This window comes from Pseudomonas sp. Z1-29 (assembly GCF_051131995.1).
Taxonomy (GTDB): domain Bacteria; phylum Pseudomonadota; class Gammaproteobacteria; order Pseudomonadales; family Pseudomonadaceae; genus Aquipseudomonas.
The window spans coordinates 3,699,350-3,725,673 of sequence record NZ_CP071645.1 but is presented as its reverse complement, the minus strand read 5'-3'; the positions used below and the strand labels follow the sequence as shown (position 1 = coordinate 3,725,673).

Genomic DNA, 26,324 nt, shown 5'->3' with positions numbered 1-26,324 from the left:
GGCGGATCTGGCTGGCCGTCGGCTTGACTCGTACCGATTCGTAACCGACGACCTGGCTCCCTTCGTAAACAGGCGTGACGTAGGCATTGACCCAATAATGGTCGCCGTTTTTCGAGCGGTTCTTGACGATCCCCATCCACGGCTTGCCTTGCTTGAGCGCTGCCCACATATGCGCAAACACGGCGGGCGGCACATCCGGATGACGAACGATATTCTGTGGTGCGCCGATCAGGTCCACCTTGTCGAATCCGCTGATCTCGACGAAGGCGTCATTGCAATACGTGATGACGCCTCGCGTATCCGTGGTGGAAATCAGCTTCTGCTGAGGTGCGAGTGAAATCTCACGTTGCGTGACCGGTTGATTGTTTCTCATTTCTGAACTGCTCCCTGGGATCTGCAAGTCCATCGACTGCCGTTCAGAAAAGTTGATGAAATGCCGATGAAATACTCTGGTAACAATCAACTGTGGTGATTCTTTCCACGGATTCAATCATCAGCCCAGGCTGCGGAACGCACCCCCTCCAGAAGCTACGAAGCTGGCGACATGGAGCGATCTTCTAAAGTTGGATCCAGCACCGCCGATAACCTGAACGAACCCGCCGATCATGGACCGATGAAAAATGGTACTCACCGTCAGTTCCGCTTACATCCCGCCGGCCAATACCAACCTCACGCGCTCCGAACAGGCGCTCGTGACCAAGGCGCCGACAGACGCTGCGAAAGAACTCCTGGCAAACGCCAGCCCAGCGGCCATCTTCCATCCCAGCGAAGAAGCCCAGGCAACAATGCCGATGCCTGTGGCGATCGAGACCTGGATCGGGCGTTCGCAATCACCGGACTTTCCTCGATACGTAGAGATCCTCAAAGGGGCGACCAGTACGCTGAAGTCGTCGTTCGAGGATTTCCAATCCACGCTCTCGACGACCCACCCGGACTTGGCCGGGAAGAAATACGGCTTCACTGTAGAAGCCGACGGCAGCCTGAAGGTGCTCAACTCCGCCGGCAAGCTCAGCAGTTCCGATATCCAACGGCTAACCAATCTGCTCAACGACTCCAAGGACCTGAAAGCCGCCGCCATCGCAGTTCGCGACGCCTCCATCGACCTGGTCGACGCCGACTCGCCTTGGTCCGGCAGCTACCTGGGCCTCTACAGCCTGACCAAGGAAAACTTCGCCAAAACAATCGATCTGGCCCCGTTGCTGAAAGACCGTGGGTCGGTGTCCATACAGGAATATTCCGACGGGTTGTTTTTCAATCAGTTGGCGTACAAGGGCGAGCGGGCGACGCGGGAGACGGAACAGGCGATGTTCGAGAGGCGGGCGGCGGAGCGGTTTTCGGTGCGGGTTTGAGTGTTAATGGCATTGAGGATAAAGGGACAGATTTATTCGCTGAATAAAACCTGTCCCCTTCCACATTTAGAACTCCAGCGAAGCCCCATCTTCCGGAATGTCCACACGCCCCTCAATCCCTTGCTTCTTGACGTAAGCGCGCAGTTCTTCACGGGTCAGGGACATATGGTTGATCGCGTCCATGTGCACCGCGACAATCTGTGCGTTTTTCGCGGCTTTTGAGGCGCGAAGCACATCTTCCTCACCCATGATGATCGAGCCGTCGAATCCCGCCATTTTTGCCTTCCCGGCGTTGAGCACGATAACTTCCGGGCGGTACTGGTTGATGGCCTGGTCGACCTCGCTACGCCAGATCGTGTCACCTGCAAGGTAGAGCGTCTTATAGCCCGGCGATTGGAAAACCACGCCCATGGCTTCGCCTAGCGGTTTTGCGAGCGCTGGCACGGCATACATTTCGTCAGTGCCATGCTGGCCGCCGGTCTTGGTGATCTTCACGCCGCCGAATTCGGCTTCATCCGTCAGCACGCGTACGTTCTTGAAACCCTGGGAACGAATCAGCTGTGCATCTTCTTCATGTTGGGCGAACAACGGAATGTCTTTAGGCAGCGCTTTCTGCGCGGCATCGTCCCAGTGATCCAGGTGCGTATGGGTGACGATGACGGCGTCGACTCCGGCGATAACTTTCTCCGGTGATTCCGTCAGATCAACCAAGGGGTTGCGCAGGTTGCTTCGATAGGTGTTTTCAAAACCCGGATAAGCGCCTTTTTTTGCCAGCATCGGATCAATCAGGAAAGTGGTGCCACCGTAGGTGATTTTCACCGTCGCGTTACGAACCTGCTGCAGATCCAGTTTGTGAGAGCCGTCAGGTGCCTTGGGAGCATTCGAACTGGCGAACGCGGGGGCAGCGGCTACGGCACAAGCCATGCTGACGGCAAGCGGTAAAGTTCTGAGTTTCATAAGAATTGATCCTGTTGTTTACATCGAGGAATCCATTCTTGCTGAATGTCTCGCGAGCCAACAGTGGCCCGAATGACATATTTCGCTATAATCGGGCCAACCGCTCGAGGTGGTTCGGCTTGGGACCAGAGGGCGAATCGAGGCTTCCTTATGCTCCCCATACGCGTTGCTGTTCTAGCTTTTGAAGGCGTCAGCCTTTTCCATCTTTCCGTTCCGGGAATGGTATTGGGAACCGCGCAACCCGCGCCCGATGGGCCTCGGTATGAAATCAATTACTGCGCAGAAGTGCCCGGAGTGATCAGCACCGACCAGGACATTGGCCTGTCGGTAAGCCTCGGCCTGGAGCTGATGGGAACCTGCGACGTCATCATCATCCCCGCTTGGGGCGATCAATCCCTTGTTGCATCGCCCCAACTCATAGAAGCGCTGGAGCTCGCCAATACGCAAGGCAAGCTCATCGTGGGCTTGTGTTTGGGAGCGTTCGTCCTCGGCGATGCCGGGCTGCTCGATGGAAAGGAAGCAACCACCCACTGGGCCGTCCGTGAGCAGTTTGCGCAACGTTTCCCCAAGGTTCGATTCAAGCCCGAAGTGCTCTACGTCAGCGCCGATAACATCGTGACGTCCGCCGGAACGGTCGCGGCCATCGATTGCTGCCTGCACCTGGTACGCGAGCGGCTCGGCGCAGACGTGGCGAATCGCACCGCGAAAATGCTCGTGACGCCACCCCACAGGCCAGGAGGCCAAGCGCAGTATGTTGAACGCCCGGTGCCGCATTTATCTGGCGAGACCCACCTGTCCGACGTCCTGACGTGGGCCCGAATGAACCTGTCGGGCGACCTGTCCCTCGACGTTCTGGCAGACATGGCGAAGATGAGCAGGCGGACTTTTACCCGTCGATTCAAGGAAGCCACCGGCACGACTGTATCGAAATGGTTGACCGCTGAACGAGTGGCTAGGGCGCAGGCGTTGCTGGAAACGACTGAGTTGCCTATTGAGTGCATCGCGGGGGAGGTGGGGTTTGGGACGTCGCTGTCGTTGAGGCAGCATTTTGGCGCGCATCTGGGGACGTCGCCTTCTGATTATCGGAAGATGTTTTGTCTTGGGGTGGGGCGGAAGATTTGAGGGAATTGGGAAGGCGCCGCTCAATACCGGAAGCCCTCGCGCTGAAGGAGTCAATCTTCGATCAATCCCGCAGAGCCTGGCCAGTCGAATTTCCAACGCTCGCCAGAAAAATTCTTGTATCCCGGTTAGACCGCAGACAGACCACGCGGCAAGTTGGGGGGGCAGTCGCCACGAGTTGGTTCATCTTCGCCCGGGCTGATTTTCTCGTCTGCCACATGAACTTAAAAAACTCTGGCAGATTCGCCAGCAATTCGGGGCAGTTGTCCGGCAAGTCCGGCCGGCGCTGACCTCGGTGGAGCAGCGTTCTGAGGAGTACACGCCAAAATCGGAGCGTCGCAGATCGATCGATCCATATCAAAAGATCAGCGCGAGCCATCCGATGGTTCCACGTGGCTGAATGGCCACCTTCGAAAATCCAGCGATCAAGGGACTCGACCTCGCGACAGAGATGCGTCTTCTCGTCCCAGCTTCGTTCGACCCACCCTGGCTGCCAGTGAATAGTGTCGATATGAACGACCGGTAAGCCCGTGCGTTGGCCCAGGTTACGCGCCAAAGTGCTTTTCCCAGATCCAGGTTGACCAACAATCATCACCCGTTGCATCGAAGCGACCTCTTGCTGTGCATGCTTTTTTTGGGCGGCGATTCTACGTCAATGCTCATCTCCGTCAACAACAAAGGGCCAGCGTGACTGGCTGTTATCGGCCATTAGCTGCCTTTCACAAGCGACCGCCTTCGGCCAGAAGCTGACATTCGATCAAGTTCTCCACGAAGCTCGACCGATCGAACGACCTCGGTATGGACCCAGGCGAAAATTTCTCTGTTTGTATACTCAGTTCGACATCAGCTCCAACCAGGAGTATCCCCTCGCGCTTGGCTGAATGTATCGACTTGCCATGCTTCGGCCCCGAATTCTTGCAATACAACTGCACGCCGTCTTCGGTCGCGATGTGCCGTCTAAATAATTGAGGTTGAATAAAATGGCCATTCCCAGGCATTCACCGGCCCGAATGTCTCTTCCTGAACAGCTGGGAGCGTGGGATCGCTCACTTCCAGAATCACGGGGCGAAAGAACGCGCCTTCCGACAACGGGCCTTCGTAACCGGACCACCTCGCACGACTACCTCGGCGCCTTCTGCAATGGCGCGCTCGACCACTTTATCGACGCGTCCGACGTTCTTGTGGTCGATCATCGGGCCCATCTTGCTAGACAGCCCGCAGCAGGCCCTACCTTTTTCTGGTGGGGATTGTCGACAAGGCCTAACCCAAACGGCCTCCCGGTCCTGCCGGCAAGACTTCCGTCCTTGCGATAGAGGTCGTTAATTGGTCCCGACCGTAACGGGGGCTGCATGCGCTGATGTCTTCACGGTCCACGAACCGGACTGGCGGAACGAACTGGCGGACGCGTAGGTATCTTCCATGAACTGGAAATAAGTCATCTTTCCGTCACGAACCTTGGCGTGAACGGAAAACGGTGATGTAAACACCTTGTCGACCGCCACGGAGCGATAGGTGAACTTACCGAAAATCGCAACATCTTCGCCGGAGGCGATTTTGGTAGTGATGGTGAAGTCTTCGATCTTCCAGTAATCCGAGACCTGCATGAATAACGAACTGAAGGCTTTCGGGCCTTTGTTTGTGCCGGTCCAAGGCATGATTTTTTTGAGTTCCGGGTTATCGAAGTTTAGAGAAACATAGGTGGCGTCTGGAGCCGCCAACCTGTGCGCAGCGGCTTCGACTTTATCGGGCGAAGTATTGGCCAGGAATTCCATGACAACCGAGAGTGATGCAGCTGACTGCGCTTCGCTAGTCGACTGTGCCGACACTGGCGAGACAGTTAAGATGCACGTGGCGAGCGTGATTGCTGCAGCGAGCGATTTGATTTTAGGAGTGATCATGAGTTTTCTCAGTTTCTGATTATTTTTCACGGGGCGCTTTCTTTCCTGCCAGACGCCTGTAGCACGCTTGGCTGGAGTCAGGATAAGTCGGGTAGTTCCCCACCATAAGCCTCGAAAAGTTGATTCCAGGTTTCGTTTTTCTCGAACGGCTTACTACTGTGGTTGCGAACTGGATGCCAGCAGCCGGTCCCAAATTGGCGGGTTACCGATCCGTTCGCTAAGGAAGCTACTCAGCGCGAGAAGCTTGGCCAATGTTTTATGCGATTGACGATAGACAACAGAAATATTGCCTCCACGTGGCGCATAAGGCGCCAGCACTTCGATCAATTCACCGTCCACAATGGCTTGAGCGGCCAGGAAAGTGGGCAATATGGCAAGCCCGAGCCCCGTCTTCGCCGCCTCCATCAGTTGATCGCCACAGTTGGTGCGCATTCGGCAGCGCACACGAAACGACTCTAATGTGCCGTTTACCGGTAGCGTCCACATACCATGTGGTTCGCGATTGACGTAAAGCACGGCGAAATGCTGAGCCAGGTCTTGCGGTATTTGTGGCGTCCCATGAGCATTCAAATAATCAGGGCTCGCACAGATGATATGGCGGTTGGGTGTAATTATTTTGGCCATCAGCGAAGAGTCTGGTAATTCGCCGATACGAACCGCCGCATCAAAACCCTCTTCATGCAAGTTGACGCGGCGGTCGTCGAACTCGATATCCAGATACAACTCAGGATATTGCCTGGCAAAAGCTGCCAAAATCGGCGTCAGATATCGCCTGCCGAAAGCCATCGGAGCTGCAATACGCAGACTTCCACGGACAATCGACTGAGACGTCAGCACCGCGTTTTCGGCAGTTTCAATGTCAGCCAGAATTCCCGTGCAATGACGGTAAAAAACCTCGCCTGACTCAGTCAGGCGAGTCTGCCGGCCACGCTCCAGAAGAATGCTCCCCAGGCGTTTTTCGAGCTGTTGAATGCGCTTGGAAATCATGGACTTGGCGGTGCCCAAACGGCGAGCAGCCTCTGAAATACTGCCTGTGTCCACCACCGCCACGAAAGCATGCATTTCAGATAATTTATTCAACGTCTCAGTCCAGGGGAATTGACGTACATGCCATTCAGACTGGCGGCGTACCGAAAGCGTATTGCCTTTCGTTCTCCTCTATACGGCCCAGCAGGAGCAGCCTAAAGCGCCAAAAAAACTCCTCGGATCCGACACCGGTGCATTGGAACCCCACGCACCGGCATGGTCATGACCATGCACACCGCAGGAGCTTGCGCAGCCGCACGATGCAGCGGCTTGAGCGCGCAACGGCGCCAGCGAGTTCCTGCCGGCGCCTTCCGGTTCTCCCCAGGCGCCATAACCCTTGAACGTGCGGGTCGGCGACCAGTCCGGCATCGCGGGCGGCAGCAGGTTGTCGTCCAGCGCAGTGAACTGGCCGGCACTATAGACAACGCGCCCACCCACCACGGTCAGATCGGAGGTCAGAAATGAAATCTCGTCTTCGGGGACCGAAAAGTAGTCTTTGCTCGGCACTATCAGGTCAGCGAACTGGCCAGCCTGAATGCGTCCACGTTTGCCTTCCTCGTTGGAGAACCAGGCGACATTCTCGGTCCACATCCGCAACGCGGTTTCGCGATCAAGCAGATTACGTTGTGGATAGAGGTTCAGGCCGCCGACGGTCCTGCCGGTGACCATCCACGACAGTGAGACCCAGGGGTTGTAGGAGGCGACGCGAGTAGCGTCAGTGCCCGCTGACACTTTCACGCCTTTTTCGAGAATTCGCTTCACCGGCGGCGTGGCCTCAGCGGCGCGGGCGCCGTAGCGCTCGACAAAGTATTCACCCTGATAAGCCATGCGGTGCTGCACGGCAATGCCGCCCCCGAGCGCTGCTATACGGTCGATCGATTTATCCGAGATGGTTTCGGCGTGATCGAAGAACCAGTTGATCCCGGCCAGTGGTATGTCCTGATTGACCTTCTCGAAGACGTCCAGCGCACGGGTGATGGTTTCATCGTAGGTGGCGTGCAACCGCCACGGCCATCGGTTCTGCGCCAGGATACGCACCACCTCTTCAAGTTCGCCTTCCATTTCCGGCGGCATGTCCGGACGAGGCTGGCGGAAGTCTTCGAAGTCCGCTGCCGAGAATACCAACATCTCACCGGCACCGTTATGGCGGAAGTAGTCGTTGCCCTGTTTGTACTTGACGCTGGAGGTCCACTTGAGGAAGTCGTCTTTTTCCTCCTTAGGTTTCTGCGTAAACAGGTTGTAAGCCAGCCTGACCGTCATCTGGCCGTCATCATCCAGCTTCTGCACCACGGCATAGTCGTCGGGATAGTTCTGGAAACCGCCGCCCGCGTCGATCACGCCGGTCACACCGAGGCGGTTGAGCTCGCGCATGAAGTGGCGGGTGGAGTTGACCTGATAGTCGAAGGGCAACTTGGGGCCCTTGGCCAACGTCGCGTAAAGAATCATCGCGTTGGGCTTGGCCAGTAGCAGCCCGGTGGGGTTGCCGTTGCCATCCCGGGTGATTTCTCCACCCGGTGGCTCGGGCGTATCCCGGGTATAGCCGGCCGCACGCAAGGCCGCACCATTGAGCAAGGCCCGGTCGTACAGGTGCAGCAGGAACACCGGCGTGTCGGGCGCAATCGCATTGATCTGCTCGATGGTCGGCAGGCGCTTCTCGATGAACTGGTGTTCGGTGAAGCCGCCGATCACGCGAACCCATTGCGGTGCTGGCGTGATTGCCACCTGACGCTTGAGCATTTCCATGGCGTCGGCTAAAGAACGCACACCGTCCCAGCGTAACTCCAGATTGTAATTGAGGCCGCCGCGGATCACGTGGGTGTGGTTATCAACCAGGCCAGGCAGCACGCTACGGCGCTTGAGGTCGACAACCTTGGTAGCCGGGCCCGCCAGCAGCATGATTTCCTGGTCAGAGCCGACGGCGAGGAACTTGCCGTCTTTGATGGCGACGGCGCTCGCGACCGGGTTGGCGCGATTGAGTGTGGTGATCTCACCATTACGGAAAATGGTATCGGGAATGGAATGGGTCACGTTGGACTCTCCTGCTCTTGGCATGTCGGAGAAGGCGCTGGGCCCTAGTACGCCACCCAGCGCAAGCGTTGAGGCGGCCCCCAGAAATTTTCGGCGGGATGTCATAGGTCGCTGTCCTTATAGTTGCAACGCCTGGCCAAAGGCCTTCAGCGAGTGCGCAAGCGTCGGAGCAGGTCGCTCAGGTCGGCTTTGATTCCTCAGTCTGTTGCTTGGTGTGTCGACCAGGCAGTTGACCGAGTACATGGCTGACGGCGCTTGTCTTGTCGCAGGCAGCGCTCAATGTCGTGCCACACCACAAGTGCTTGCCGATCGGGATGATTTGCTCGCCGACCAGGATTCCCATCAGCCCTATCAGGGCCACCAGCGGCGGCGCAGGCGAGCGCACGCTCAGAAGACTGTAGACCACACCCACAAGCAGGCCAGCGGCCAGGGACAATGCATACATTTTCATGCTCAACCTCTCTTGGTCACTAACGGCCGTGACAGGAGCTATCGCGCATGCGCGATAGCTCCTGTCACCGCAGGCTTACTCGGCTGGGTTGGGGCCGATACGCTCGCCGTGCTTCACCCGTTCCGGAGCCTTGTGCACCATGGTGTAGGCATAGTCCACTCCCATGCCGTAGGCGCCGGAGTGATCCCTTACGATCGCCATCACTTCTTCATAAGTCTCTTTGCGTGCCCAATCCCGCTGCCATTCGAGCAGCACTTGCTGCCAGGTCACCGGCACCACACCGGCCTGAACCATGCGATCCATGGCGTATTTATGCGCTTCAACCGAAGTGCCACCCGAGGCATCGGCCACCATGTAGATTTCATAGTCAGTGTCGCGCAAGCAGGACAGCGCGAAGGTGGTGTTGCAGACTTCGGTCCACAGGCCAGCAACGACGATCTTTTTGCGACCGGCAGCGGCGGACTTCGCCAAGGCGTCGCGAACGTTCTGATCGTCCCAGGAGTTCATGGAGGTGCGCTCGAGGATGTCGTTCTCAGGGTACACCGCCAGTAGCTCAGGGTAGGTATTGCCCGAGAATCCGTCGGTTTCCACGGTGGTGATGGTCGTAGGGATACCGAACGCCTTGGCGGCCCTGGCCAGCCCCACGACATTGTTTTTCAGCACTTGCCGGTCGATCGACTGCACGCCGAAAGCCATCTGCGGCTGCTGGTCGATGAAGATGAGTTGGCTGTTTTGTGGGGTCAGTACTTCTAGCAACGTGTTGGACACGGTGGGGCTCCTTTAACGATTAACTATGGGTTCGAAAGCGGCGGTGTGCGCGGCTGCCTGAGCAGCACTCGGCCCGTCCCGGTGAGCCAAAGCGTCGCCGGTCCCGGCTGGATGCAGGGGACGCCGCAAAGTCCACCTGATTATTGAGACCTTTGATTCAGCTGGCGGCGTCTACCAGCAGTATTTCGGCATCCTCGCGGGCGGTAATGCGTATGCGCTGCTCATCGTGGATGGCGGCGCCATCGCGCGCCTCGAGCACAAGGTTGTTGACTTTGACGCTGCCCGTGGCTGCGACCAGGTAGCCAAAATGTTTGTCGTCGGCGAAGTGGTATTCGATCGTTTCGCCGGTTTTCAGCGTTGCCCCCAGCACCCGCGCGTTCGTACGGATGGGCAGCGCATCTTCATCGCCTTCGGCGCCGCTCGCCAATGCTACGAACTGGCCGGAACGGTCGCCTTTCGGGAACGGCTTGGAGCCCCAGGAGGGTGGATCGCCTTTCGTGTCAGGGGTGATCCATATCTGAAAGATTTTGGTGATACCCGCCTCCAGATTGTATTCGGAGTGGCGAATACCGCTGCCTGCGCTCATCACCTGCACGTCGCCCGCCACGGTGCGACCCTTGTTGCCAAGGTTGTCCTGATGGGTGATGGCGCCCTCGCGGACGTAGGTGACGATCTCCATGTCCGAATGCAGGTGCGCCGGGAAGCCTGAGTTCGGGGCGATCGTGTCGTCGTTCAAGACCCGTAAAGCGCCCCAATTAAACCGCGTTGGGTCATGGTATTCGGCGAAAGAAAAGTGATGCCTGGCATCAAGCCAACCGTGGTGAGCACCACCGAGGCTGTCGAAGGAACGGCGTTCGATCATCCTGCTCTCTCCAGGTCGGGTGGGATGTCCTGGAATGACTATAGCCAGCTTGGAGCGAGGGGAGAATGCAATGAATGGAAAGTCATCCTTTCCGGTTTCACTGTTCTATGATGGCCCGTTTCATGCCCATGATGGTGCCTCGTATGGGATCAATGTGATCGGACTATTACCAGGAATGCCATGAAGAAAATGCCGGATCTCGAAGCCTGGGCTATATTCGCCAAAGTGGCGGAAGCAGGCTCCTTCGCCCGTGCGGCGGCCGATCTCGGCCTGTCGCAGGCGACCGTCTCCAAGGCCGTTACGCGCCTGGAAGCCCGCATGAAGACCATGCTGTTCCATCGCACGTCACGGCAGATGTCGTTGACCGAGAGCGGGAACGCTGCGCTGGAACGCGCGTCGCGCATTCTGGCCGAGGGTGAAGCCGTCGAGGCTGAGGTCATAGAGCAGTCCACTAGCCTGCGCGGCGTGATCCGCTTGAGTGCCCCGATGTCGTTTGGCGTCTCACGCCTGGCGCCATTGTTGCCAGACTTCATGGCACAACATCCCGATGTGGTGCTGGATATCAGCTTCAATGACGAAATAATTGATCTGGTCGCTCAAGGGTTCGACCTGGCCCTGCGGATCTCGACCCTGAGCGACTCCAGTTTGCTGGCTCGGCGCCTGTGCACCGTGCGCATCCTATTGGTCGGCACTCCTGCCTACTTTGAACGCCATGGACGTCCCGACCATCCGCGGGATCTGATCAAGCACCGTGCGTTGCAATACAGCAATTCGCTCGGCGGCACTGGCTGGCGCTTCAGGCACAAACGGCATGGAGAATTTACCCAGGCAATGCCCGCCCCTTTACAGGCCAACAATGCCGAGGCACTCGAACCAGCCTTGCGGGCGGGACTGGGCATTGCGCTGCAGCCGGAGTTTCTGGCCTGGAAGGATCTGGAATCGGGGCTGTTGGAAACGGTGATGGAAGACTGGCAAGTAGAGCCGATCGCGCTGCACATCGTCACCCCTCCGGGGCGCAGCCGCCCAGTTCGCGTGCAAGCACTCATTGACTACCTGGCCGATCACCTGCGCAGTGCTCCATGGGCGCAAACGGGCGAAAAGGTGTAGTGAAAGGCCACCGACCTCGTGCGACGCTGTACTGACCTGAAAGAAATACCACCCACTGATAGGTGAGTTGTCGCCCGACTCCGCGTGGTTTATCTGCGGTCTAATCGGGATACCGGGTTTTTTCTCGCGAGCATTGGAAACTCGACTGCCCAGGCTTGGCGGGATTGATCGATGGATGACTGCTTCACTACGCAAACTGCCCGTTGCGAGTGGCTGCTTCTGGCCGATTGCTGCCGTTCAGTACTCTCCAAAATGCGCCGCGGCGCCAAACGCAAAACTTTCTAGTACCCCATTCGTTCATCTGAGGCAGAAAAACGGGCGCTTCCAGCGCCCGTTCTCTTTCACCCCTCAACCCCCTCCTGAAGCCGCCGCCCGATCACCTCCAACAAATCACACCCATCCCTAAGCGGAATCGCCAGCAACTGCGCGAAATCCGAAAGCACTACCGTATCGCTACCAATCTCGGCACGAAACGCAATATTTTCCAAAACCTGTGTCACGACCCGAATACGGTAATCAGCCGTAGCATGCAGAACATCAAGCGGTGCCTGGCTATCAATCAGCAGCGAAGCCGGGGTGCAGTCGATGCCGGTGATGGGGACGTATCTTTCCATGGGATTGCTCCGATCAGATTAATGGGCTGATCCGATCGCAGGTCGCCATACCTGATCGCTCTTCAAGGCGACGCAACCGACTATAAGTTCAAGTACCCGTCAGGAACAGGTGACCATTTCCGAGAGTCGCGTAGGAATTATCACAACTCACCCCCAACGCGTCCCCAACACAATCCCCCGCGCCTTGAACCCTTCAAGCGCCGCCACCCCCATGGGCATCAACTCCCGCACCGACACTCCTGCCATCTCAGCCAACGCAACCAGATGCTCCCGCCCACTGCGCCGATGTTCCATCAGCGACGCCAACAATGCGTAAGCCATCGGCGCCAGCCGCGAAAACGTCACTTGCCCTTCGCGCCGCTGCAACAATACCAACGTTGGGGTCGCAGGCTTTTCGGTGGGTTGATGATCCGGCCCGATGTCGCACACCGGCCATTCATAGGCATGTGCCTGCGCGAGTCCGGAAACCACGGGCGTGCCTTCCATCAGATCGCCGTGGGGATTGTGTGACGGCTCCACCGCATCGCTCAGCAGCAGGGCGCTTTCGCTCCATTCGTGCTGGGCGAGTTCGGGCAGCCATGGCGGGAGGTCGTGCAGATCCTCGTGTTGCTCCAGGTAGGCGACAAATTCGCCGGCCAGCTGTGTGAACAGTGGCGTCTGGCAGCGGTAGTTGGCGTAGAAGTCGTGGGCCAGTCGTTGCCAGTCGGCGCGCGGCAGGGTTTGGTGGATGACTGGGAAGCTGGCGGCGAGCAGTGATTCGATGTTGCCGATGAACAGTTGGCGGTAGATGGCCAGGCGTCGTGCTTCCAGCCCGGGTGGGGGCGGGTGGTGGGGGTGGCGGACGTAGTTGGCCATGCAGTTGAGTTGGTCGAGCAGTTGTTCAGGCATGGCGGGCCTCCGGGGTTGCTGGGCAGGCGAGTTGTTGCAGCTGTTTGATCTGCCCTACCTCGGCGAGCAGTTCTGTCAACGGCGGGAAGTTGAAGTCGCGTTCCAGCAATGTCGGCACCGGTCCGAATCGTTGGTAGGTCTGGTACAGAAGCGTCCAGACGTCTTGCTTGACGGGCGCGCCGTGGGTGTCGATTTTCAGGTCGTCGGCTTCGTCGTAATGGCCGGCCACGTGCAGGTAGCTGACGCGTTGCGCGGGCAGGGCGGCGAGAAATTTCTGAGCGTCGTAGCGGTGGTTGATGGCGTTGACGTAGAGGTTGTTGACGTCCAGCAGCAGGTCGCAGTCGGCTTCTTCGAGGACTGCGGTGATGAAGTCGATTTCGCTCATGGCCTGGAAGGGCGCGGCGTAGTAGGAGATGTTTTCCACGGCGATGCGCTGGCCCAGTAGGTCCTGGGTCTGGCGTATGCGCGCGGCAACGTGGTGCACGGCTTCTTCGGTGAAGGGGATCGGCAAGAGGTCGTAGAGGTGGCCGCTGGCGGAGCAGTAGCTCAGGTGCTCGCTGTAGATCGCCACGCCGTAGCGATCGAGAAAGCGGCGTGTGCCCCGCAGCAGGTCGAGGTCGAGAGGTTGTGGGCCGCCGAGGGACAGGGACAAGCCGTGGCAGGTGATGGGGTGTCTTGCGGCCAGTTGATCGAGTTGTTCGGCGTAGACACCGCCGACGCCGATCCAGTTGTCCGGCGCGCATTCGAGGAAATCCACCGCGTTCGGGGCCATTTTCAGCAAGTCGCCAAGCATGGCGCGACGCAGGCCGAGCCCGGCGCCGTTGGGTGAAGTGAAGGTGCTCATCGCAATTCTCCAGGGATGGCCAGACCCTCCCGGTGTGAACCGCCGGGAGGGCGCGGGCAAAGGGCTTTATTCCTTGGCTTGGCTCATGCGGGTGAACAGCTCGGTGGGCACTTTCTTGCCATTGGCGGTGTATTGGCCGGTGCGATATTTGTAGGTTTCCGCTTCGGACAGGTAGCCGTCGTGGTTGCTGTCCATCTTTTCGAACTCGGCTTGTTCGGTCGGCGCCACGCTGAGGAATTCCTTCAGCGACACGCGATCATCTTTGTCGGTATCAGTGCGGGCGAAGGACGCGTCGCCACATTTGCCTTCACCGCATTTGCCTTCGGCCTGGGTGACTTTTTTGCCCGATTCGGCGGCGCCGCATTTGCCTTCGCCGCACTTGCCTTCGGAGGTTTTTTCCGCCGAGGCCAGTTGATAACCCTGGGGCAGGGCGTCGACCGCGAAAGCCGACTGGGCGAGGCTCAAGCCGCCGGACAGGGCAAGTGCGGCAAGGGCGAGGCGAGCAGTGTTCGAGTTTTTTGTACGGGTCATGAGATTTCTCCAGATAAGAGCTGTGTGGCCCCTGGCAACGTTGCGCGGGGCGTGTGCCGTGGCGGCGTCACGTTGCTTGCCCGGTGCTGGGCACGTCGGGTCGAAGCAAGGCGCGACTGGCCTGTTCGGACGGGGCCATTTGGCGCTTGTCGTGTATCTGGGATGTGTCGTGCGGCGGTGTGTTTGTATTGCTGTGTGTCGCGGATACAGAGCGCTGCAGGGGGCCGCGCTCAGGTCAGATCATGCAAGTCCTTGCCCAGCGCAGGCCCGAGCGTCCAGTCGGAAAAAGCGACTTTCAAGCCGCCGCGCTTGGGGCTGCACGCCATCGGGCCGACGCGGTAGGTCGGTGCGATGGGAAACGGGCATAAGCGCACCAGCGGCCAACGAAGTCCATCGGCGGAAACCTGCAAGCGCAGTACGCCGTTGGCGACCGTGGCGCGCATCCAGAAGTCGTTGGGATCGGCGGTGTACGGGCTGGTCGCCCAGTCGGATTGTCCGTCGGTGAGTACGCTGCCGAGCATGGCCTGGCCGTCGCTCAGTTCGATCCCGGCCTTGACCCATTGGCGTTCGTTGATGCGGACCATCAGGCCGGCCTGGTCGTACAGGGCTTCGAAGGTGCCTTGGATGCGTAGTTGGCAGGTGAAGCTGGGTGGGGCTTCGACGCCGAGGAAATGGCCGCTGTCGTGGGTGAAGCCGTAGTGGGTTTCTCGCCAGAAGTCGGTAGCGTTGTCGGTTTCCAGGTGCAGGGAGTCTGTTGTGGGCGCGGAGTGGATTTTCGGTTCGTTCAGCCATGAGCCGTTTAGCAGGCTGAGGGGGTGTGTATCGTTCTTGATGTTTTGATCAGGCGTGGTCATTACGAATCCTTCTGTAAGCTTCGCTGTAGAAAGCTGGGGGACCCCGGGGACCTATTGATCCTCAGGATAATCAACGATATGACTGATCGGACGAAAAGAAAGCACAAACCCAATGAAAAAGGAGAGTTGATGGACGCATGGACGTTGCACTGGCTAGAAGCCTCGGGGAGTCTGGCTGAGTTTCGCAAGGAGCTGGTTGGTGAGTTCGAAACCGCTTATGAGGCCTTGGCTTTTCGGATGGTCCCGCCCCGACTTGATGTCCTGGTCCAGCGGTTGCCGGGCGAAACCATTCCGGAATTGGGCCTGGTAGGGCGAGCGTATCGAAGCTCGATGTTCAGCATGACGCTTGATCCAGATAATCCCAACTTCATTCCCAGCCTGCGCGCTGGCGCGCTACATCGTCAGATTATCCATGAGGTCCATCATTGTCTGCGCATGGCAGGGCCGGGCTATGGCTGGACGTTGGGCGAGGCTTTGGTGAGCGAAGGACTTGCCGGACAGTTCGTCCGATATCTGCTCAACACCGATCCAGAGAGTTGGGAGCGGGAAGTTGGCTCAACTGAGCTGTTGAATTCGCCGGTTGGGCTGCAAGCACTTGAATCGAGTTATTACGATCACAGCGAATGGTTTTTTGGTAGTGGGGACAAGCCCAAATGGCTGGGGTACTCGCTGGGCTACGAGATGGTGGGGTGTTGGCTTGCGTCCAGGCAGGAGGTAGACATTTTTACTTGGGTCAACGTACCTGCAACCGACATCATCGCTGCAGCGCTTGAGCGAGGTCTGATAACGGCGACTTCTTGAACGACCGCATGAACGGTTTCTCCACGATCGGTTGAAGCTCTTACCGAGCCGCTGGTGGGGTGGGGCCGCTGCGCAGCCCAGCGGGAGCAAGCTCCCTCGCCACGGTTTCGTGATTACTTCTTGACCGAATAATCCGCCCCCCAGACCCGCACGGCGCTGACCGCCTCGTTCATGCCTTCGAAAACGAATTTCTGTCGTACGGCGATCTTCGGTGGGACGGTGACTTCGTCGGGGTTGTCCAGACCGGTGAGGCGGTTGGCGTAGCCGGCCTGGTCGATGGCCAGCAGGGTGCCGGTTTGTCCGAGGTTGATCAGGCGCAGTTGGGTGTCGGTGCTGTTCTTGAAGCCGAGGGTGATGGTGACGTTTTCTTCGCTGGGCTCAAGCTTCAGCACTTCGATGGTGATGCGGTCTTTCATTTGCTCGCCGGAGGAGATGATCGCGGCGCCATCGGTGCCCTGGACCGACTCGCGCCCGTCGAGCACGCCTTCGCTCACACCGCCCAACAGGTTCTTGCCTGCGGTGATGAACGACGAGACCGCGGATTTGGTCGAGTCCTTGATGACGCTTTCCGCCGGCTCGCCCTCGGCCAGGCACAGAGAGCTGATCAGAAGACCTGAGACGAGGAGGGTGGCACGTGACGGCAGAAGGGGCATACCTGAATCCTTTAGGGTGGCTTGCAGCACGCCCGTTGAATGGGCGTGCGGATGATAGCCGGGATCATGGCGTACTTCTGCAGTTCTGGCTTGGCGGGTTTCTGGCTTTATGCGCTGATCCGCATTTTTTGGTTGCAGGTGCGTCTGTAACGGTATCAGTTACCGCTCCACAATTCGGTCGTGCCGCAATGACTCTATTGGGAGAATGCTCATGGCGAAGATGGCGATTTTTCTGGGTGGCTTTCTGGCGTTGACGTTGCTGATTGGTGCGCTGGCGACGATCTCGCCTGTTTAAACAGCTTTTCTTGTGGCGAGGGAGCTTGCTCCCGCTGGGGCGCGCAGCGGCCCTGAACCCTGGCAACTCGATCTGCAACGGCGCCTCCGAGTATTTGGGGCCGCTGCGCAGCCCAGCGGGAGCAAGCTCCCTCGCCACAACAGCTCTCACTCAACAACAGGTGCTTTGTTCAGCGATGCAATATCACCTGCGCAATCTCCTGCAACGGCATCACCCGCTGCGCGGCGTTGAGTTTGATGGCTTCCTTGGGCATGCCGAACACCACGCAGCTGGCCTCGTCCTGGGCCACGGTGGCGCTGCCGGCGTCGAGCATTTCCTTGAGGCCGCGGGCGCCGTCGTCGCCCATGCCGGTCATGATGATGCCCGTGGCATTGCGGCCGGCGAACTTCGCCACCGAGCGGAACAGCACATCCACCGACGGGCGGTGGCGATTGACCAGCGGGCCGTCCACTACCTGCACGTGATAGAACGCGCCGCTGCGGGTCACCATCATGTGTTTGCCGCCGGGGGCGATGAGGGCCAGGCCCGGGTGGATGCGGTCGTTGTTTTTCGCTTCGCGCACTTCGATCTGGCAGAGGCTGTTGAGCCGCGCGGCGAAGGATGCGGTGAATTTTTCCGGCATGTGCTGGACGATGACGATGCCCGGACATACCCGCGGCAGGGCGGTGAGCACCGATTCCAGCGCCTGCGTGCCGCCGGTGGAGGTGCCCATGGCCACGATGCGTTCGGTGGTCTGGGCCATGGCATGGCCGTTGGCGGCGGGCAGCATGGCGTCGGCGGTGAGTTTGGTCGCCGGCGTCAGCGGCGCCGCCGGAGCCGGGCGCTTGCCCAGGTTGCGGACGTTGACCTGGGCGGCGGCGCGGATGGCGGACACCAGTTCCGGGGCCGATTCCAAAAGGAAGTTCTTCAAGCCGCTGGTGGGCTTGGTGATGATTTCCACCGCCCCGGCTGCCATCGCTTGCAAGGTGGTTTCCGCGCCCTTGGGCGTCAGCGACGAGCAGATCACCACCGGGGTAGGCCGTTCGCTCATGATCTTTTTCAGGAAAGTGATGCCGTCCATGCGCGGCATTTCCACGTCCATCACGATCACGTCGGGCCATTCCTTCGCCAGTTTGTCCATGGCAAAGATCGGGTCGGAAGCCGCACCGATGACGTTGATGTCCGGCGTGTCACTCAGGATCGCCAGCAATACCTGGCGGACCACGGCGGAATCATCCACCAGCAATACGTTTATTTTTTTGCCTGACATGGTTAGTGCAGGGTCCTTATCGGTTGGTGCCTGACCCAGACGTCGCCCGTGCAAAGGTCGAAAATGATGCTGCGGTGGCCGGTGCTGCCCATGTCCTGGGCGATCAGGTCCAGGCGATAGAGCGCGGCCATCTCCAGCGCCGCGTTGACGTTCGACCGCGCCACATCGCCGAATGCCACATGGCGTTGCAATTCGGGGAACATCTCGCCGCCGCCGAACAGCTTGAGCTGGTATTCCTCGGGCTCGGTGTGATGGGCCCGGGCCTGACGGACGAACAGCTCGATGGCTTCATCGGCGTACATCCCGTTCAACGCGGTGGAGCACCGCACCCGGCTGGGCAACATGAAATGGCACATGCCGCCGATCTTGCGCTGCGGATGCCAGAGCGTGATCGCCACGCACGAGCCGAGGATCGTCCGCAGCCGGGTCGGGCAGGTCGCAAAGCGAAACTCTCCCGGCCCGAGGTAGACCTCCGCTACCTGCTTCATCGCGGCGCTCATGGCTTGCGATAAATCGAAGGGGCGACCAACTTCAGCGCATCGGACACACCATTGAGGCTCTCCGAATGGCTGACGATGAAATAACCGCCGGATTTGAGCCGGGGGATCAGCCGGGCGACCACTTTGCTTTTGGTGGGTTGGTCGAAATAGATCATCACGTTGCGCAGGAAAATCACATCGAACTCCCCCAGCTCCGGCAGGGTGTCGTTGAGGTTGACCTGGATGAAGTTGACGCGGTTGCGCAGTGCCCGATCGATGAGCATAGTGCCTTGCTGGCTGCCGGTGCCCTTGAGGCAATATTTCACCAGCAACGGATGGGGCAGGTTGCGCGCGCGCTCCATCGGGTAATGCCCGGAACGGGCCTTGGCCAGCACCTGGGTGCTGATGTCCGAACCGATGACTTCCCATGGCGTGGTGCCCAGGCTTTCGGCCAGGGTCATGGCGAGGCTATAGGGCTCCTCGCCGGAGGAACTGGCCGCGCTCCACAGGCGGAAGGTCTTGCCCGGCGTCGCGTGGGGCAGCACATGGTCGCGAAGAAAGTCGAAGTGCTTGGGCTCGCGAAAAAAATAGGTTTCGTTGGTCGTGAGCAGGTCCAGCGCCACCTGCAATTCGTCGCTGCGCTGGCCGCTCATGATCAGCTTGAAATATTCGCCATAACTGTCCAGCTCATAGTGCTTGAGGCGTTTGAACAGCCGCCCGGCCACCAGGGCTTTCTTGGCTGGCGACAGGTTGATGCCGGCGGCCTGGTACAGCCAGTTTTGGAACTGGCTGAACTCCCGGTCGCTGAGGGCCATTGAATTCACTGTGCGTTCCTTGCAAGTGTCTGTGCTCATGAGACTGGCGCTTCCAACGCGGCGGGGCTGGCCTGGGCGAGTTCGGACATCTCGTCGATGGACAGCACCCGGTCGACCTCCAGCACGATGACAAACTTGCCATCGACCTTGGCCATGCCGCTGATGAAGTCGGCGCGGATCTTCGCGCCGAAACTCGGCGGCGGCTCGATCTGCGAGGCCGGGATCTCCAGCACCGCCGACACCGTGTCCACCAGCAGGCCAATATCCTGGGCCTGCCCGTCGGCGCTGGCGGCCTCGATGATGACCACGCAGCTGCGCCGGCTGATGGCGGAATTCGGTCGGCCGAAACGAGCCGACAGGTCCACCACCGGCACGACCGCGCCGCGCAGGTTGATCACCCCGCGCACGAAGGCCGGCATCATTGGCACGACGGTGAGGTTGCCGTACTCGATGATTTCCTTGATGCACAGGATGCCGATGGCGAACATCTCCGTGCCGAGCATGAACGTCAGGTACTGCGCTTCTTCCTCGACCGCGCTGGCGGTTTGACGTGTGGTCGCGATGGCGCCCATTGCCTTTTCTCCTTTAAGCAAGCCTGTGGGACCGGGCCATCAGAACCGGGTGAATTCCGATTCGTCCGGCGCGCTGGCCATGTTGTAGGCAAACGCCTTGGGCATCACCGGTGCCGGTGTCCGTGCCGGTTTGCGGCTGGACGGACCTGGGGTGTAATCGACCCTGGCGCTCTGCATGGCGGACTTGGCGGGCGTGTCCAGGGTGAAGAAGCTCATGGCCTGTTGCAGCTGTTCTGCCTGGCTGCTCATCTCTTCAGCGGTGGCGGCCAGTTCTTCGCTGCTGGAGGCGTTCTGCTGGGTCACCTGGTTGAGCTGGGTCATGGCGGTGTTGATCTGCGCCACGCCGGCGGCCTGTTCTTCGGACGCGGCGCTGATTTCCTGCACCAGGTCCGAAGTCTTGTTGATGGACGGGACCATTTCGTTGAGCAGGTTCCCGGCCTTCTCCGCCATGTCGACGCTGCTGGACGACAGCTCGCCGATTTCCTGGGCAGCAACCTGGCTGCGCTCAGCCAGCTTGCGCACTTCGGCGGCGACCACCGCGAAGCCTTTGCCGTGTTCGCCGGCGCGGGCCGCTTCGATGGCGGCGTTGAGCGCCAGCAGGTTGGTCTGGTAGGCGATGTCGTCGATGATGCTGATGCGCTGGGCGATTTTTTTCATCGCCACCACGGTCTGCTGCACCGACTCGCCGCCGTCGGTGGCTTCCTTGGCGGCCTTGCTGGCCATGCCGTCGGTAACCTTGGCGTTCTCGGTGTTCTGGTTGATGCTGGCGCTCATCTGCTCGATGGAGGCGCTGGTTTCCTCGACGCTGGCCGCCTGTTCGCTGGTGGCCTGGCTCATCGATTGCGCGGTGGCGCTGACTTCTTCGGAAGCGCTGGCGAGATTGTCCGCCGCGTTGCGCACTTCACCGATGATGTGCGAGAGCTTGCCAACCATATTCTGCATGGCATTGAGCACCATGCCGGTTTCGTCCTTGGAGCCGGCTTCGATTTTCGCGTTCAGGTTACCTTCGGCCAGTTGTTCGGCGACGGCGGCGGCCTGCTTCAGCGGACGGGAAATAATTCGCGAAATGAACAGCGCCAGACCCAGGCCCACCAGCAGGGCGGCAGCCAGCACGGCGATGATCGACAGGCGTGCATTCTCATACAGCTGGGTGCCGTGTTCGCTGGCGGCGCCGGCACCGACGTCGTTCAGTTCCACGAGTTTTTGCAGGTCGCTTGTCACCAGGTCGAACTGGCGTTTGGACTCGCTCTTGAGCAGCGCCATGGCTTGCTCGGTCTGGTTCTGCCGGGACAGCGCGAACAGATCCTTGCTGACCACCAGGTAAGCGGCCCAGTCGTTGCGGGTGGTTTCGAACAGTTGACGGTCTTCGGCGGTGGAGAGCAGTTTTTCATAGGTGCCGAGACGGGTTTCGAAGGCCTTTTTCGCTTCGTCGGCTTCCTGCTCCAGCGTTACGCGTTCTTGCTCGGAGTCGGCGGAAATATGACGGTTTTCCTTGAGGCGAAAGCTCGCTGCGTAGAAGCGCATGCCCGAGGCGGCGCGCATGGACGGCATCCAGTTCTCGCGGATCTCGGTGGTGGTGCCGTTCACCTGGCCCAGCTGGTGGATCGAAAACACGCCCATGACGGCGGTCAGCGCCAACACCACGAGGAACGAGGTGATCAGTTTGGTGGCGATTCTAAGGTCGTAGAACCATTTCATTGGGGAATACCTCTCCATGGAGTGTTGAAGCGTCAGCGAGCGTTGGCTTGTTGTAATGGGGTCGGGTTGTAGCGGTTTTCTGTTTGTGCGATCTGGGTGAGCAGGGCAGGTACGTCGAGAATCAACGCCACCGCACCGCTGCCCAGAATGGTCGAGCCGCTGATGCCGCGCAGTGCGCCGAACAGCTTGCCCAAGGGTTTGATCACGGTCTGGAATTCACCCAGCAGGTCATCCACCACCAGCCCGGCCTTGAGTTCGGCGTAGCGCACCACCACCACGTTCTGCCGGCGCGAGGCCGGGCCTTCGTGATGGAAATGATCGCGCAGGTACACCAGCGGCAGCACTTCGCCGCGCAGGTCGAGGTAGCCTTGTTCGCGACTGGCGACGCCATCGTCTTCGCTCAGTTCGATGCATTCCTGGACCATGTCCAGCGGAATCACATAGGTGGACTGGCCGATGCCGACGAGGAAGCCATTGATGATCGCCAGCGTCAGCGGCAGGCGGATGCGCACCACGGTGCCCTTGCCCGGTTGGCTGTCGAGGTCGACGGTGCCGCGCAGCAGGGTGATGTTGCGCTTGACCACGTCCATGCCCACACCGCGCCCGGACAGGTTGGTGACGGCCTGGGCGGTGGAGAAGCCGGGTTCGAAGATCAGGTTGTAGATTTCCTGGTCGCTCAGGTTCGCGCCGGCGGCGATCAGGCCGCGCTCGTGGGCTTTTTCCAGGATGCGGTCGCGGTTCAGGCCAGCGCCGTCATCGGCGATTTCCAGCACGATGCTGCCCGAGTCGTGGTAGGCGTTGAGGTGCAGGTGACCCTTGGCCGGTTTGCCGGCGGCCATCCGCGCCTCGGCGGTTTCGATGCCGTGGTCCATGGCGTTGCGCAGCAGGTGCATGAGCGGGTCGCCGATCTTTTCCACGACGGTCTTGTCCAGCTCGGTTTCCGCGCCGCTGATGATCAGGTCGATGTCCTTGCCCAGTTCCTGGCTGACGTCGCGCACCACCCGGCGAAAACGGTTGAAGGTTTCGCCGATCGGGATCATCCGCAGGCGCAGGGCGCCGTCGAGAATCTCTTCCACCAGCCCGGACACCGATGAGGTGGCCTCCTGCAACGGGTCGTTCTGGCACGTGCGGGCCAGCAGGCTGGCGCCGGCACTGGCGATCACCAGTTCGCCGACCAGGTTGATCAGCTCGTCGAGTTTGTCGGCATTGACCCGGACGTACGTGCCGTCCCTGCTCTTGCCGTCGCTGGTCACGGCCTGTTTGTCGGGCGCGACCTGGGCCGGCATGCGCGGGGTCTTGCGCTGGTCTGGCAGCAGCTCGCCGGTGGTGACCATGGCGGTGCTTTCTTCGCTGGCTGTCTGGGCGGTGGTGACCAAATCGGTGCTCGCCTGGGGCTCTGCCTCCGCCTCTGGCACGGCAACGATGTCGATGACGCAATCTTCGCGAACAAAATCGAAGACTTCGTTGATCGCGGCATGACCGGCTGAGGAGCGAAACCCGATATCAAAACCCAAGTAGCAGGATTCGGCATCCCAGGCTTCGATAGCCGGCATCGCCTCAGTCAGCGTGGTGATCTCGACGATCTCACCGAGGGTCTGCAGATAGCGCAGGAACGACAGCGGGTCCATGCCATTGCGGAACACTTCCTGGCCAAAGCGCAGGGTGATGTGCCAGAGGCGCGCGTCGGTTGACTCGCTCGTTTCGGTTGCCTCTGCAGTAGTGGTTTCGGGCGCGGTCGGGGGCGCCTGGTATTCCTGGAGGATCTGGCACAATTCCATTTCCCGAGCCAGGGCAGGGGGCTGCAACGTCGAGCCCTGGTTGGCGACCACGTCGATCAGTTCCAGCATGTGATCGCCGGACTTGAGCAGCACCGCGATCAGGCCCGGGTCCACCGCGACGCTGCCTTCACGCAAGCGGTCGAGCACGTCTTCGACGATGTGGGTGAAGCTGACGATCGGCTCCAGGCCGAACAGCCCGGCCGAACCCTTGATGGTGTGGGCCGCGCGGAAAATTGCGCCGATGGCGTCATCGTCGGCGGGGTCGTTTTCCAGTTGCAGCAGCGATTCTTCCATCGCCTGCAACTGCTCTCGTGCCTCGACGATAAACGTTTGTTGTGCCTGATCGAGATTGATGCTCACGCTCATATCCTTTGTCGTGTCCGACGTGTCGCGGGGCCTCTAGGCAACGAGGTTGCACAGGGCGAGTGTCTCCGTAACGGCTTTGCTCTGGCCGGTCACCGTCAGTTGGGTCCCGGCCTTGGGTGCCTCGCGCTGAATCATCAGCAGCAGTTGCAGGCCGGCGCCGTCCATCTCGGTGATCTGCGACAGGTCCAGTGCCATGTTCGGCGTGGCCCCCAGCCGTGGCAGCAATTGTGCGGCCAGGTCGGCGGCGGTGTAGATCGTCAGCTCGCCGTCGATCTGCACCTGCGCGGTGTCATCTTCTGTTTCGTACAGCAGCGGCATCGAAGCCTCCGGCCATCAAGGAAGAATCAGCTTGGATACCGCCGCCAGCATCTGCGCCGGTTGGAACGGCTTGACCACCCAGGCCTTGGCGCCTGCGGCCTGGCCTTCCTGCTTCTTCGATTCCTGGGATTCGGTGGTGAGCATGATGATCGGCGTGAACTTGTAGCTGGCGAGCTTCTTGACCTCCTTGACGAAGGTGATGCCGTCCATGTTCGGCATGTTCACGTCGCTGATGATCAGGTGCACTTTCTGCCCGGTGAGCTTGCCCAGTGCGTCCTTGCCATCGCTGGCTTCGATCACGTCGTAGCCGGCACTTTTCAACGCGATGCCGACTACCTGCCGAACGCTCGCGGAGTCGTCGACAACCAATACACTTTTAGCCATGAACGGCTCTCCTAAAAGAAGGTTATTTCCTGTGAAGTCTTTTGCGCGGCCGAGTCGCCATGATGATTGCGGCGTTGCTCGTCGGTGGCGTAGGTGGTTTCCATGCGCGCCAGCCATTGGCGGGCGTCGATGGAGATAGCCTGATCGGGCGACTGGTTGGCCTGCTGTATGTGCACATGCAGGTCCTCCATGTTGTCGCGCACGTGGCTGAGGATCTGGCTGACCCGATCCTGGAATTGGAGATTGACCAGCACTTCGGTGAGCTCGTCGCGAATGCCGAAGCTTTCCCGTTGCAGCATGTCGGCCGAATCGGCGAGACGCTCGGTGACGCTTTTGAAGCGTTCCAGCACGCGCTGAATGCTGCCTTCGGACACGGCCACGGACTGGCTGTCCTGGTCGGCGCCGCTGGAGGCGGCCTGGACCAGTTGGGTGATGGCGGTATTGATGACGTCGACCTTGGCCGACATCTGTTGGCCGGTCTCGCTGGATTTGCTCGACAGTGCGCGCACCGCATCGGCCACCACCGCAAAACCGCGCCCGGCTTCGCCCGCCCGGGCGGCCTCGATGGCGGCGTTCAGGGCCAGCAGGTTGGTCTGGGCGGCAATCGCCGCGACATCGGCGGCCATGGTCCGCAGTTCGCCGGTGTAGGCGGTCAGGTTGCGGACTTGGGTCAGGGTTTCATCACGGCTGGCCTGGGTGGTTTTCAGCGAGTCGATGACCTTGACCAGTTCGCCTTCGCTCTGCGCCAGTACCTGGACGGCACCGCCACCGCCGCTGCCGGCCAACTCGCCGGCGGCCTGTTGCGAGGCTTGCACGGTCTCTTCGAGGCGCGAAGAGATACCGGTGAAGCGGCTGGTCAGCGAGACGATTGCGGTTTCAGTCTGCTGGCGTGAGCTTTCGACTTGCTTGGCCCAGATCGGCATCGCGCCGAGGATCACTTCGTTGAGCTGCGCGCTGGCTTTATGGGAAACATGACCGGCGGCTTGCAACTCGTGGCGGGTGATGGCCGCGGCCGTCGCCTCGTCGAGTTGAAGACGTTGTGAACGCGCGCCCCAGATGCCGACGGCCACGCCAAGAACCACCAGCACGATGCTCAAACCGATGCTCTGTGTGCTCGCACCGTTAAGTGCCAGCACGCCAACGCTTGCGGCGATGGCCACGATCAAGGCGTGCCAGAGAATGCGTGGTTGGGTTTTGGCGGGGGAGTGGTCGTGGGAATACGACGTCATGGTTCGGTCCTTGAACAGTGTTGCTGACAGGATATTTGCTAATGACTGGTTATCTGCAAAGCCGACGCGGTCTTGAGGACCAGTCGTCCGGTTTCGATAAAAATAATGGCACATTGCTATCTAAGAATAGACGAATTCGGTGAATTGTCGAGGAGGCCTGACGATCTGGAGCCGTACAAACGTGGCGAGGGGATTTATCCCCGCTGGGGCGCGAAGCGGCCAAAAAAATGGGCCGCCTGGACCTAACCGACCCGCACGCCCTTGAAATCTTGGGGCTGCTTTGCAGCCCAGCGGGGATAAATCCCCTCGCCACAATAGTGACCGCCAGTTGATTCGCTGAAACACAATGGAAGGATTGAGCTAAATTACCCGGCATTGATTTCGAACCTGC

Annotated in this window: 27 protein-coding genes and 2 pseudogenes; 4 read left to right on the top strand and 25 right to left on the bottom strand. The window is 59.8% G+C overall.

Annotated elements, in window-relative coordinates; genetic code table 11:
• Nucleotides 1-94 precede the first annotated feature (94 nt).
• Nucleotides 95-373, bottom strand: a pseudogene (locus J3P84_RS16775) (PAS domain-containing protein); the annotation flags it as partial.
• Between the two features lie 247 nt (nucleotides 374-620).
• Between J3P84_RS16775 and J3P84_RS16770 the strand changes: the two are divergent.
• Entirely contained in the window at nucleotides 621-1,349 is a 729-nt protein-coding gene (locus J3P84_RS16770) for a hypothetical protein (protein ID WP_434624548.1), read from the top strand.
• Nucleotides 1,350-1,415: 66 nt separating this feature from the next.
• Here J3P84_RS16770 and J3P84_RS16765 read toward each other — a convergent pair whose 3' ends face one another.
• On the bottom strand, nucleotides 1,416-2,306 hold the full coding sequence (locus J3P84_RS16765) for an MBL fold metallo-hydrolase (protein WP_434624546.1): 891 nt from the start codon (nucleotides 2,304-2,306) through the stop codon (nucleotides 1,416-1,418).
• Nucleotides 2,307-2,456: 150 nt separating this feature from the next.
• Here J3P84_RS16765 and J3P84_RS16760 point away from each other — a divergent pair, with 150 nt between their 5' ends.
• Complete coding sequence (locus tag J3P84_RS16760) at nucleotides 2,457-3,428, top strand: GlxA family transcriptional regulator (protein WP_434624544.1); 972 nt, start codon at nucleotides 2,457-2,459, stop codon at nucleotides 3,426-3,428.
• Between the two features lie 61 nt (nucleotides 3,429-3,489).
• Here J3P84_RS16760 and J3P84_RS16755 read toward each other — a convergent pair whose 3' ends face one another.
• From J3P84_RS16755 to J3P84_RS16720, 8 genes and pseudogenes are all read right to left on the bottom strand, one after another.
• Nucleotides 3,490-4,029, bottom strand: a complete 540-nt coding sequence (locus J3P84_RS16755) for an AAA family ATPase (protein WP_434624542.1) — start codon at nucleotides 4,027-4,029, stop codon at nucleotides 3,490-3,492.
• 395 nt (nucleotides 4,030-4,424) lie between these two features.
• Nucleotides 4,425-4,659: pseudogene (locus J3P84_RS16750) on the bottom strand (aldehyde dehydrogenase family protein); the annotation flags it as partial.
• Between the two features lie 85 nt (nucleotides 4,660-4,744).
• Nucleotides 4,745-5,353, bottom strand: coding sequence for a nuclear transport factor 2 family protein (locus J3P84_RS16745; RefSeq protein WP_434624540.1), 609 nt, complete (start codon nucleotides 5,351-5,353; stop codon nucleotides 4,745-4,747).
• Nucleotides 5,354-5,476: 123 nt separating this feature from the next.
• Nucleotides 5,477-6,403, bottom strand: a complete 927-nt coding sequence (locus J3P84_RS16740; RefSeq protein ID WP_434624538.1) for a LysR substrate-binding domain-containing protein — start codon at nucleotides 6,401-6,403, stop codon at nucleotides 5,477-5,479.
• Nucleotides 6,404-6,481: 78 nt separating this feature from the next.
• A complete protein-coding gene (locus tag J3P84_RS16735; RefSeq protein ID WP_434624536.1) occupies nucleotides 6,482-8,482 on the bottom strand; it encodes an amidohydrolase in 2,001 nt (666 codons plus the stop codon).
• A gap of 73 nt (nucleotides 8,483-8,555) precedes the next feature.
• Entirely contained in the window at nucleotides 8,556-8,822 is a 267-nt protein-coding gene (locus J3P84_RS16730) for a XapX domain-containing protein (protein WP_434631390.1), read from the bottom strand.
• An 81-nt stretch (nucleotides 8,823-8,903) separates the two neighbouring features.
• A complete protein-coding gene (locus J3P84_RS16725) occupies nucleotides 8,904-9,596 on the bottom strand; it encodes a hydrolase (protein WP_434624534.1) in 693 nt (230 codons plus the stop codon).
• Between the two features lie 157 nt (nucleotides 9,597-9,753).
• Entirely contained in the window at nucleotides 9,754-10,458 is a 705-nt protein-coding gene (locus J3P84_RS16720; protein WP_434624532.1) for a pirin family protein, read from the bottom strand.
• 180 nt (nucleotides 10,459-10,638) lie between these two features.
• On the opposite strand from J3P84_RS16720, the gene J3P84_RS16715 reads away from it, so the two are divergent.
• The gene (locus J3P84_RS16715) at nucleotides 10,639-11,565 is read left to right on the top strand and encodes a LysR family transcriptional regulator (RefSeq protein WP_434624530.1); all 927 of its coding nucleotides are present in this window, start codon (nucleotides 10,639-10,641) and stop codon (nucleotides 11,563-11,565) included.
• A 341-nt stretch (nucleotides 11,566-11,906) separates the two neighbouring features.
• Here J3P84_RS16715 and J3P84_RS16710 read toward each other — a convergent pair whose 3' ends face one another.
• From J3P84_RS16710 to J3P84_RS16690, 5 genes are all read right to left on the bottom strand, one after another.
• Complete coding sequence (locus J3P84_RS16710; RefSeq protein ID WP_434624528.1) at nucleotides 11,907-12,179, bottom strand: hypothetical protein; 273 nt, start codon at nucleotides 12,177-12,179, stop codon at nucleotides 11,907-11,909.
• Nucleotides 12,180-12,326: 147 nt separating this feature from the next.
• Nucleotides 12,327-13,067 (bottom strand): HvfC family RiPP maturation protein, encoded by a 741-nt coding sequence (locus J3P84_RS16705; RefSeq protein WP_434624525.1) that lies wholly within the window; start codon nucleotides 13,065-13,067, stop codon nucleotides 12,327-12,329.
• A complete protein-coding gene (locus J3P84_RS16700; protein ID WP_434624523.1) occupies nucleotides 13,060-13,911 on the bottom strand; it encodes an HvfB family MNIO-type RiPP peptide maturase in 852 nt (283 codons plus the stop codon). Before J3P84_RS16700 ends, J3P84_RS16705 begins: the two co-directional genes overlap by 8 nt.
• Before the next feature lie 66 nt (nucleotides 13,912-13,977).
• Nucleotides 13,978-14,442: an HvfA family oxazolone/thioamide-modified RiPP metallophore gene (locus J3P84_RS16695; RefSeq protein WP_434624521.1), complete on the bottom strand. Its 465-nt coding sequence runs from the start codon at nucleotides 14,440-14,442 to the stop codon at nucleotides 13,978-13,980.
• A gap of 230 nt (nucleotides 14,443-14,672) precedes the next feature.
• A complete protein-coding gene (locus J3P84_RS16690; protein WP_434624519.1) occupies nucleotides 14,673-15,296 on the bottom strand; it encodes a DUF1349 domain-containing protein in 624 nt (207 codons plus the stop codon).
• A 78-nt stretch (nucleotides 15,297-15,374) separates the two neighbouring features.
• Between J3P84_RS16690 and J3P84_RS16685 the strand changes: the two genes are divergently transcribed.
• On the top strand, nucleotides 15,375-16,097 hold the full coding sequence (locus tag J3P84_RS16685) for a DUF2268 domain-containing putative Zn-dependent protease (RefSeq protein ID WP_434624517.1): 723 nt from the start codon (nucleotides 15,375-15,377) through the stop codon (nucleotides 16,095-16,097).
• A gap of 113 nt (nucleotides 16,098-16,210) precedes the next feature.
• On the opposite strand, the gene J3P84_RS16680 is transcribed toward J3P84_RS16685, so the two are convergent.
• From J3P84_RS16680 to J3P84_RS16635, 10 genes are all read right to left on the bottom strand, one after another.
• Nucleotides 16,211-16,750 carry a hypothetical protein gene (locus J3P84_RS16680; RefSeq protein ID WP_434624515.1) on the bottom strand — a complete coding sequence of 180 codons (540 nt, stop codon included), beginning with the start codon at nucleotides 16,748-16,750 and terminating at the stop codon, nucleotides 16,211-16,213.
• Nucleotides 16,751-17,214: 464 nt separating this feature from the next.
• On the bottom strand, nucleotides 17,215-18,294 hold the full coding sequence (locus tag J3P84_RS16675) for a protein-glutamate methylesterase/protein-glutamine glutaminase (RefSeq protein ID WP_434624513.1): 1,080 nt from the start codon (nucleotides 18,292-18,294) through the stop codon (nucleotides 17,215-17,217).
• Nucleotides 18,295-18,296: 2 nt separating this feature from the next.
• Entirely contained in the window at nucleotides 18,297-18,794 is a 498-nt protein-coding gene (gene cheD, locus J3P84_RS16670) for a chemoreceptor glutamine deamidase CheD (protein WP_434624511.1), read from the bottom strand.
• Nucleotides 18,791-19,627, bottom strand: coding sequence for a CheR family methyltransferase (locus J3P84_RS16665; RefSeq protein ID WP_434624509.1), 837 nt, complete (start codon nucleotides 19,625-19,627; stop codon nucleotides 18,791-18,793). Before J3P84_RS16665 ends, cheD begins: the two co-directional genes overlap by 4 nt.
• Nucleotides 19,624-20,160 carry a chemotaxis protein CheW gene (locus J3P84_RS16660; RefSeq protein WP_434624507.1) on the bottom strand — a complete coding sequence of 179 codons (537 nt, stop codon included), beginning with the start codon at nucleotides 20,158-20,160 and terminating at the stop codon, nucleotides 19,624-19,626. The genes J3P84_RS16665 and J3P84_RS16660 overlap by 4 nt, the downstream gene beginning before the upstream one ends.
• A 39-nt stretch (nucleotides 20,161-20,199) precedes the next feature.
• Nucleotides 20,200-21,858 (bottom strand): methyl-accepting chemotaxis protein, encoded by a 1,659-nt coding sequence (locus tag J3P84_RS16655; RefSeq protein WP_434624505.1) that lies wholly within the window; start codon nucleotides 21,856-21,858, stop codon nucleotides 20,200-20,202.
• Between the two features lie 32 nt (nucleotides 21,859-21,890).
• Nucleotides 21,891-23,996 carry a chemotaxis protein CheA gene (locus J3P84_RS16650; RefSeq protein WP_434624503.1) on the bottom strand — a complete coding sequence of 702 codons (2,106 nt, stop codon included), beginning with the start codon at nucleotides 23,994-23,996 and terminating at the stop codon, nucleotides 21,891-21,893.
• A gap of 39 nt (nucleotides 23,997-24,035) precedes the next feature.
• Nucleotides 24,036-24,320: an STAS domain-containing protein gene (locus tag J3P84_RS16645; RefSeq protein WP_305495393.1), complete on the bottom strand. Its 285-nt coding sequence runs from the start codon at nucleotides 24,318-24,320 to the stop codon at nucleotides 24,036-24,038.
• Between the two features lie 15 nt (nucleotides 24,321-24,335).
• A complete protein-coding gene (locus J3P84_RS16640) occupies nucleotides 24,336-24,704 on the bottom strand; it encodes a response regulator (protein ID WP_042730627.1) in 369 nt (122 codons plus the stop codon).
• Nucleotides 24,705-24,715: 11 nt separating this feature from the next.
• Entirely contained in the window at nucleotides 24,716-25,627 is a 912-nt protein-coding gene (locus J3P84_RS16635; RefSeq protein ID WP_434631387.1) for a methyl-accepting chemotaxis protein, read from the bottom strand.
• Nucleotides 25,628-26,324: the final 697 nt, after the last annotated feature.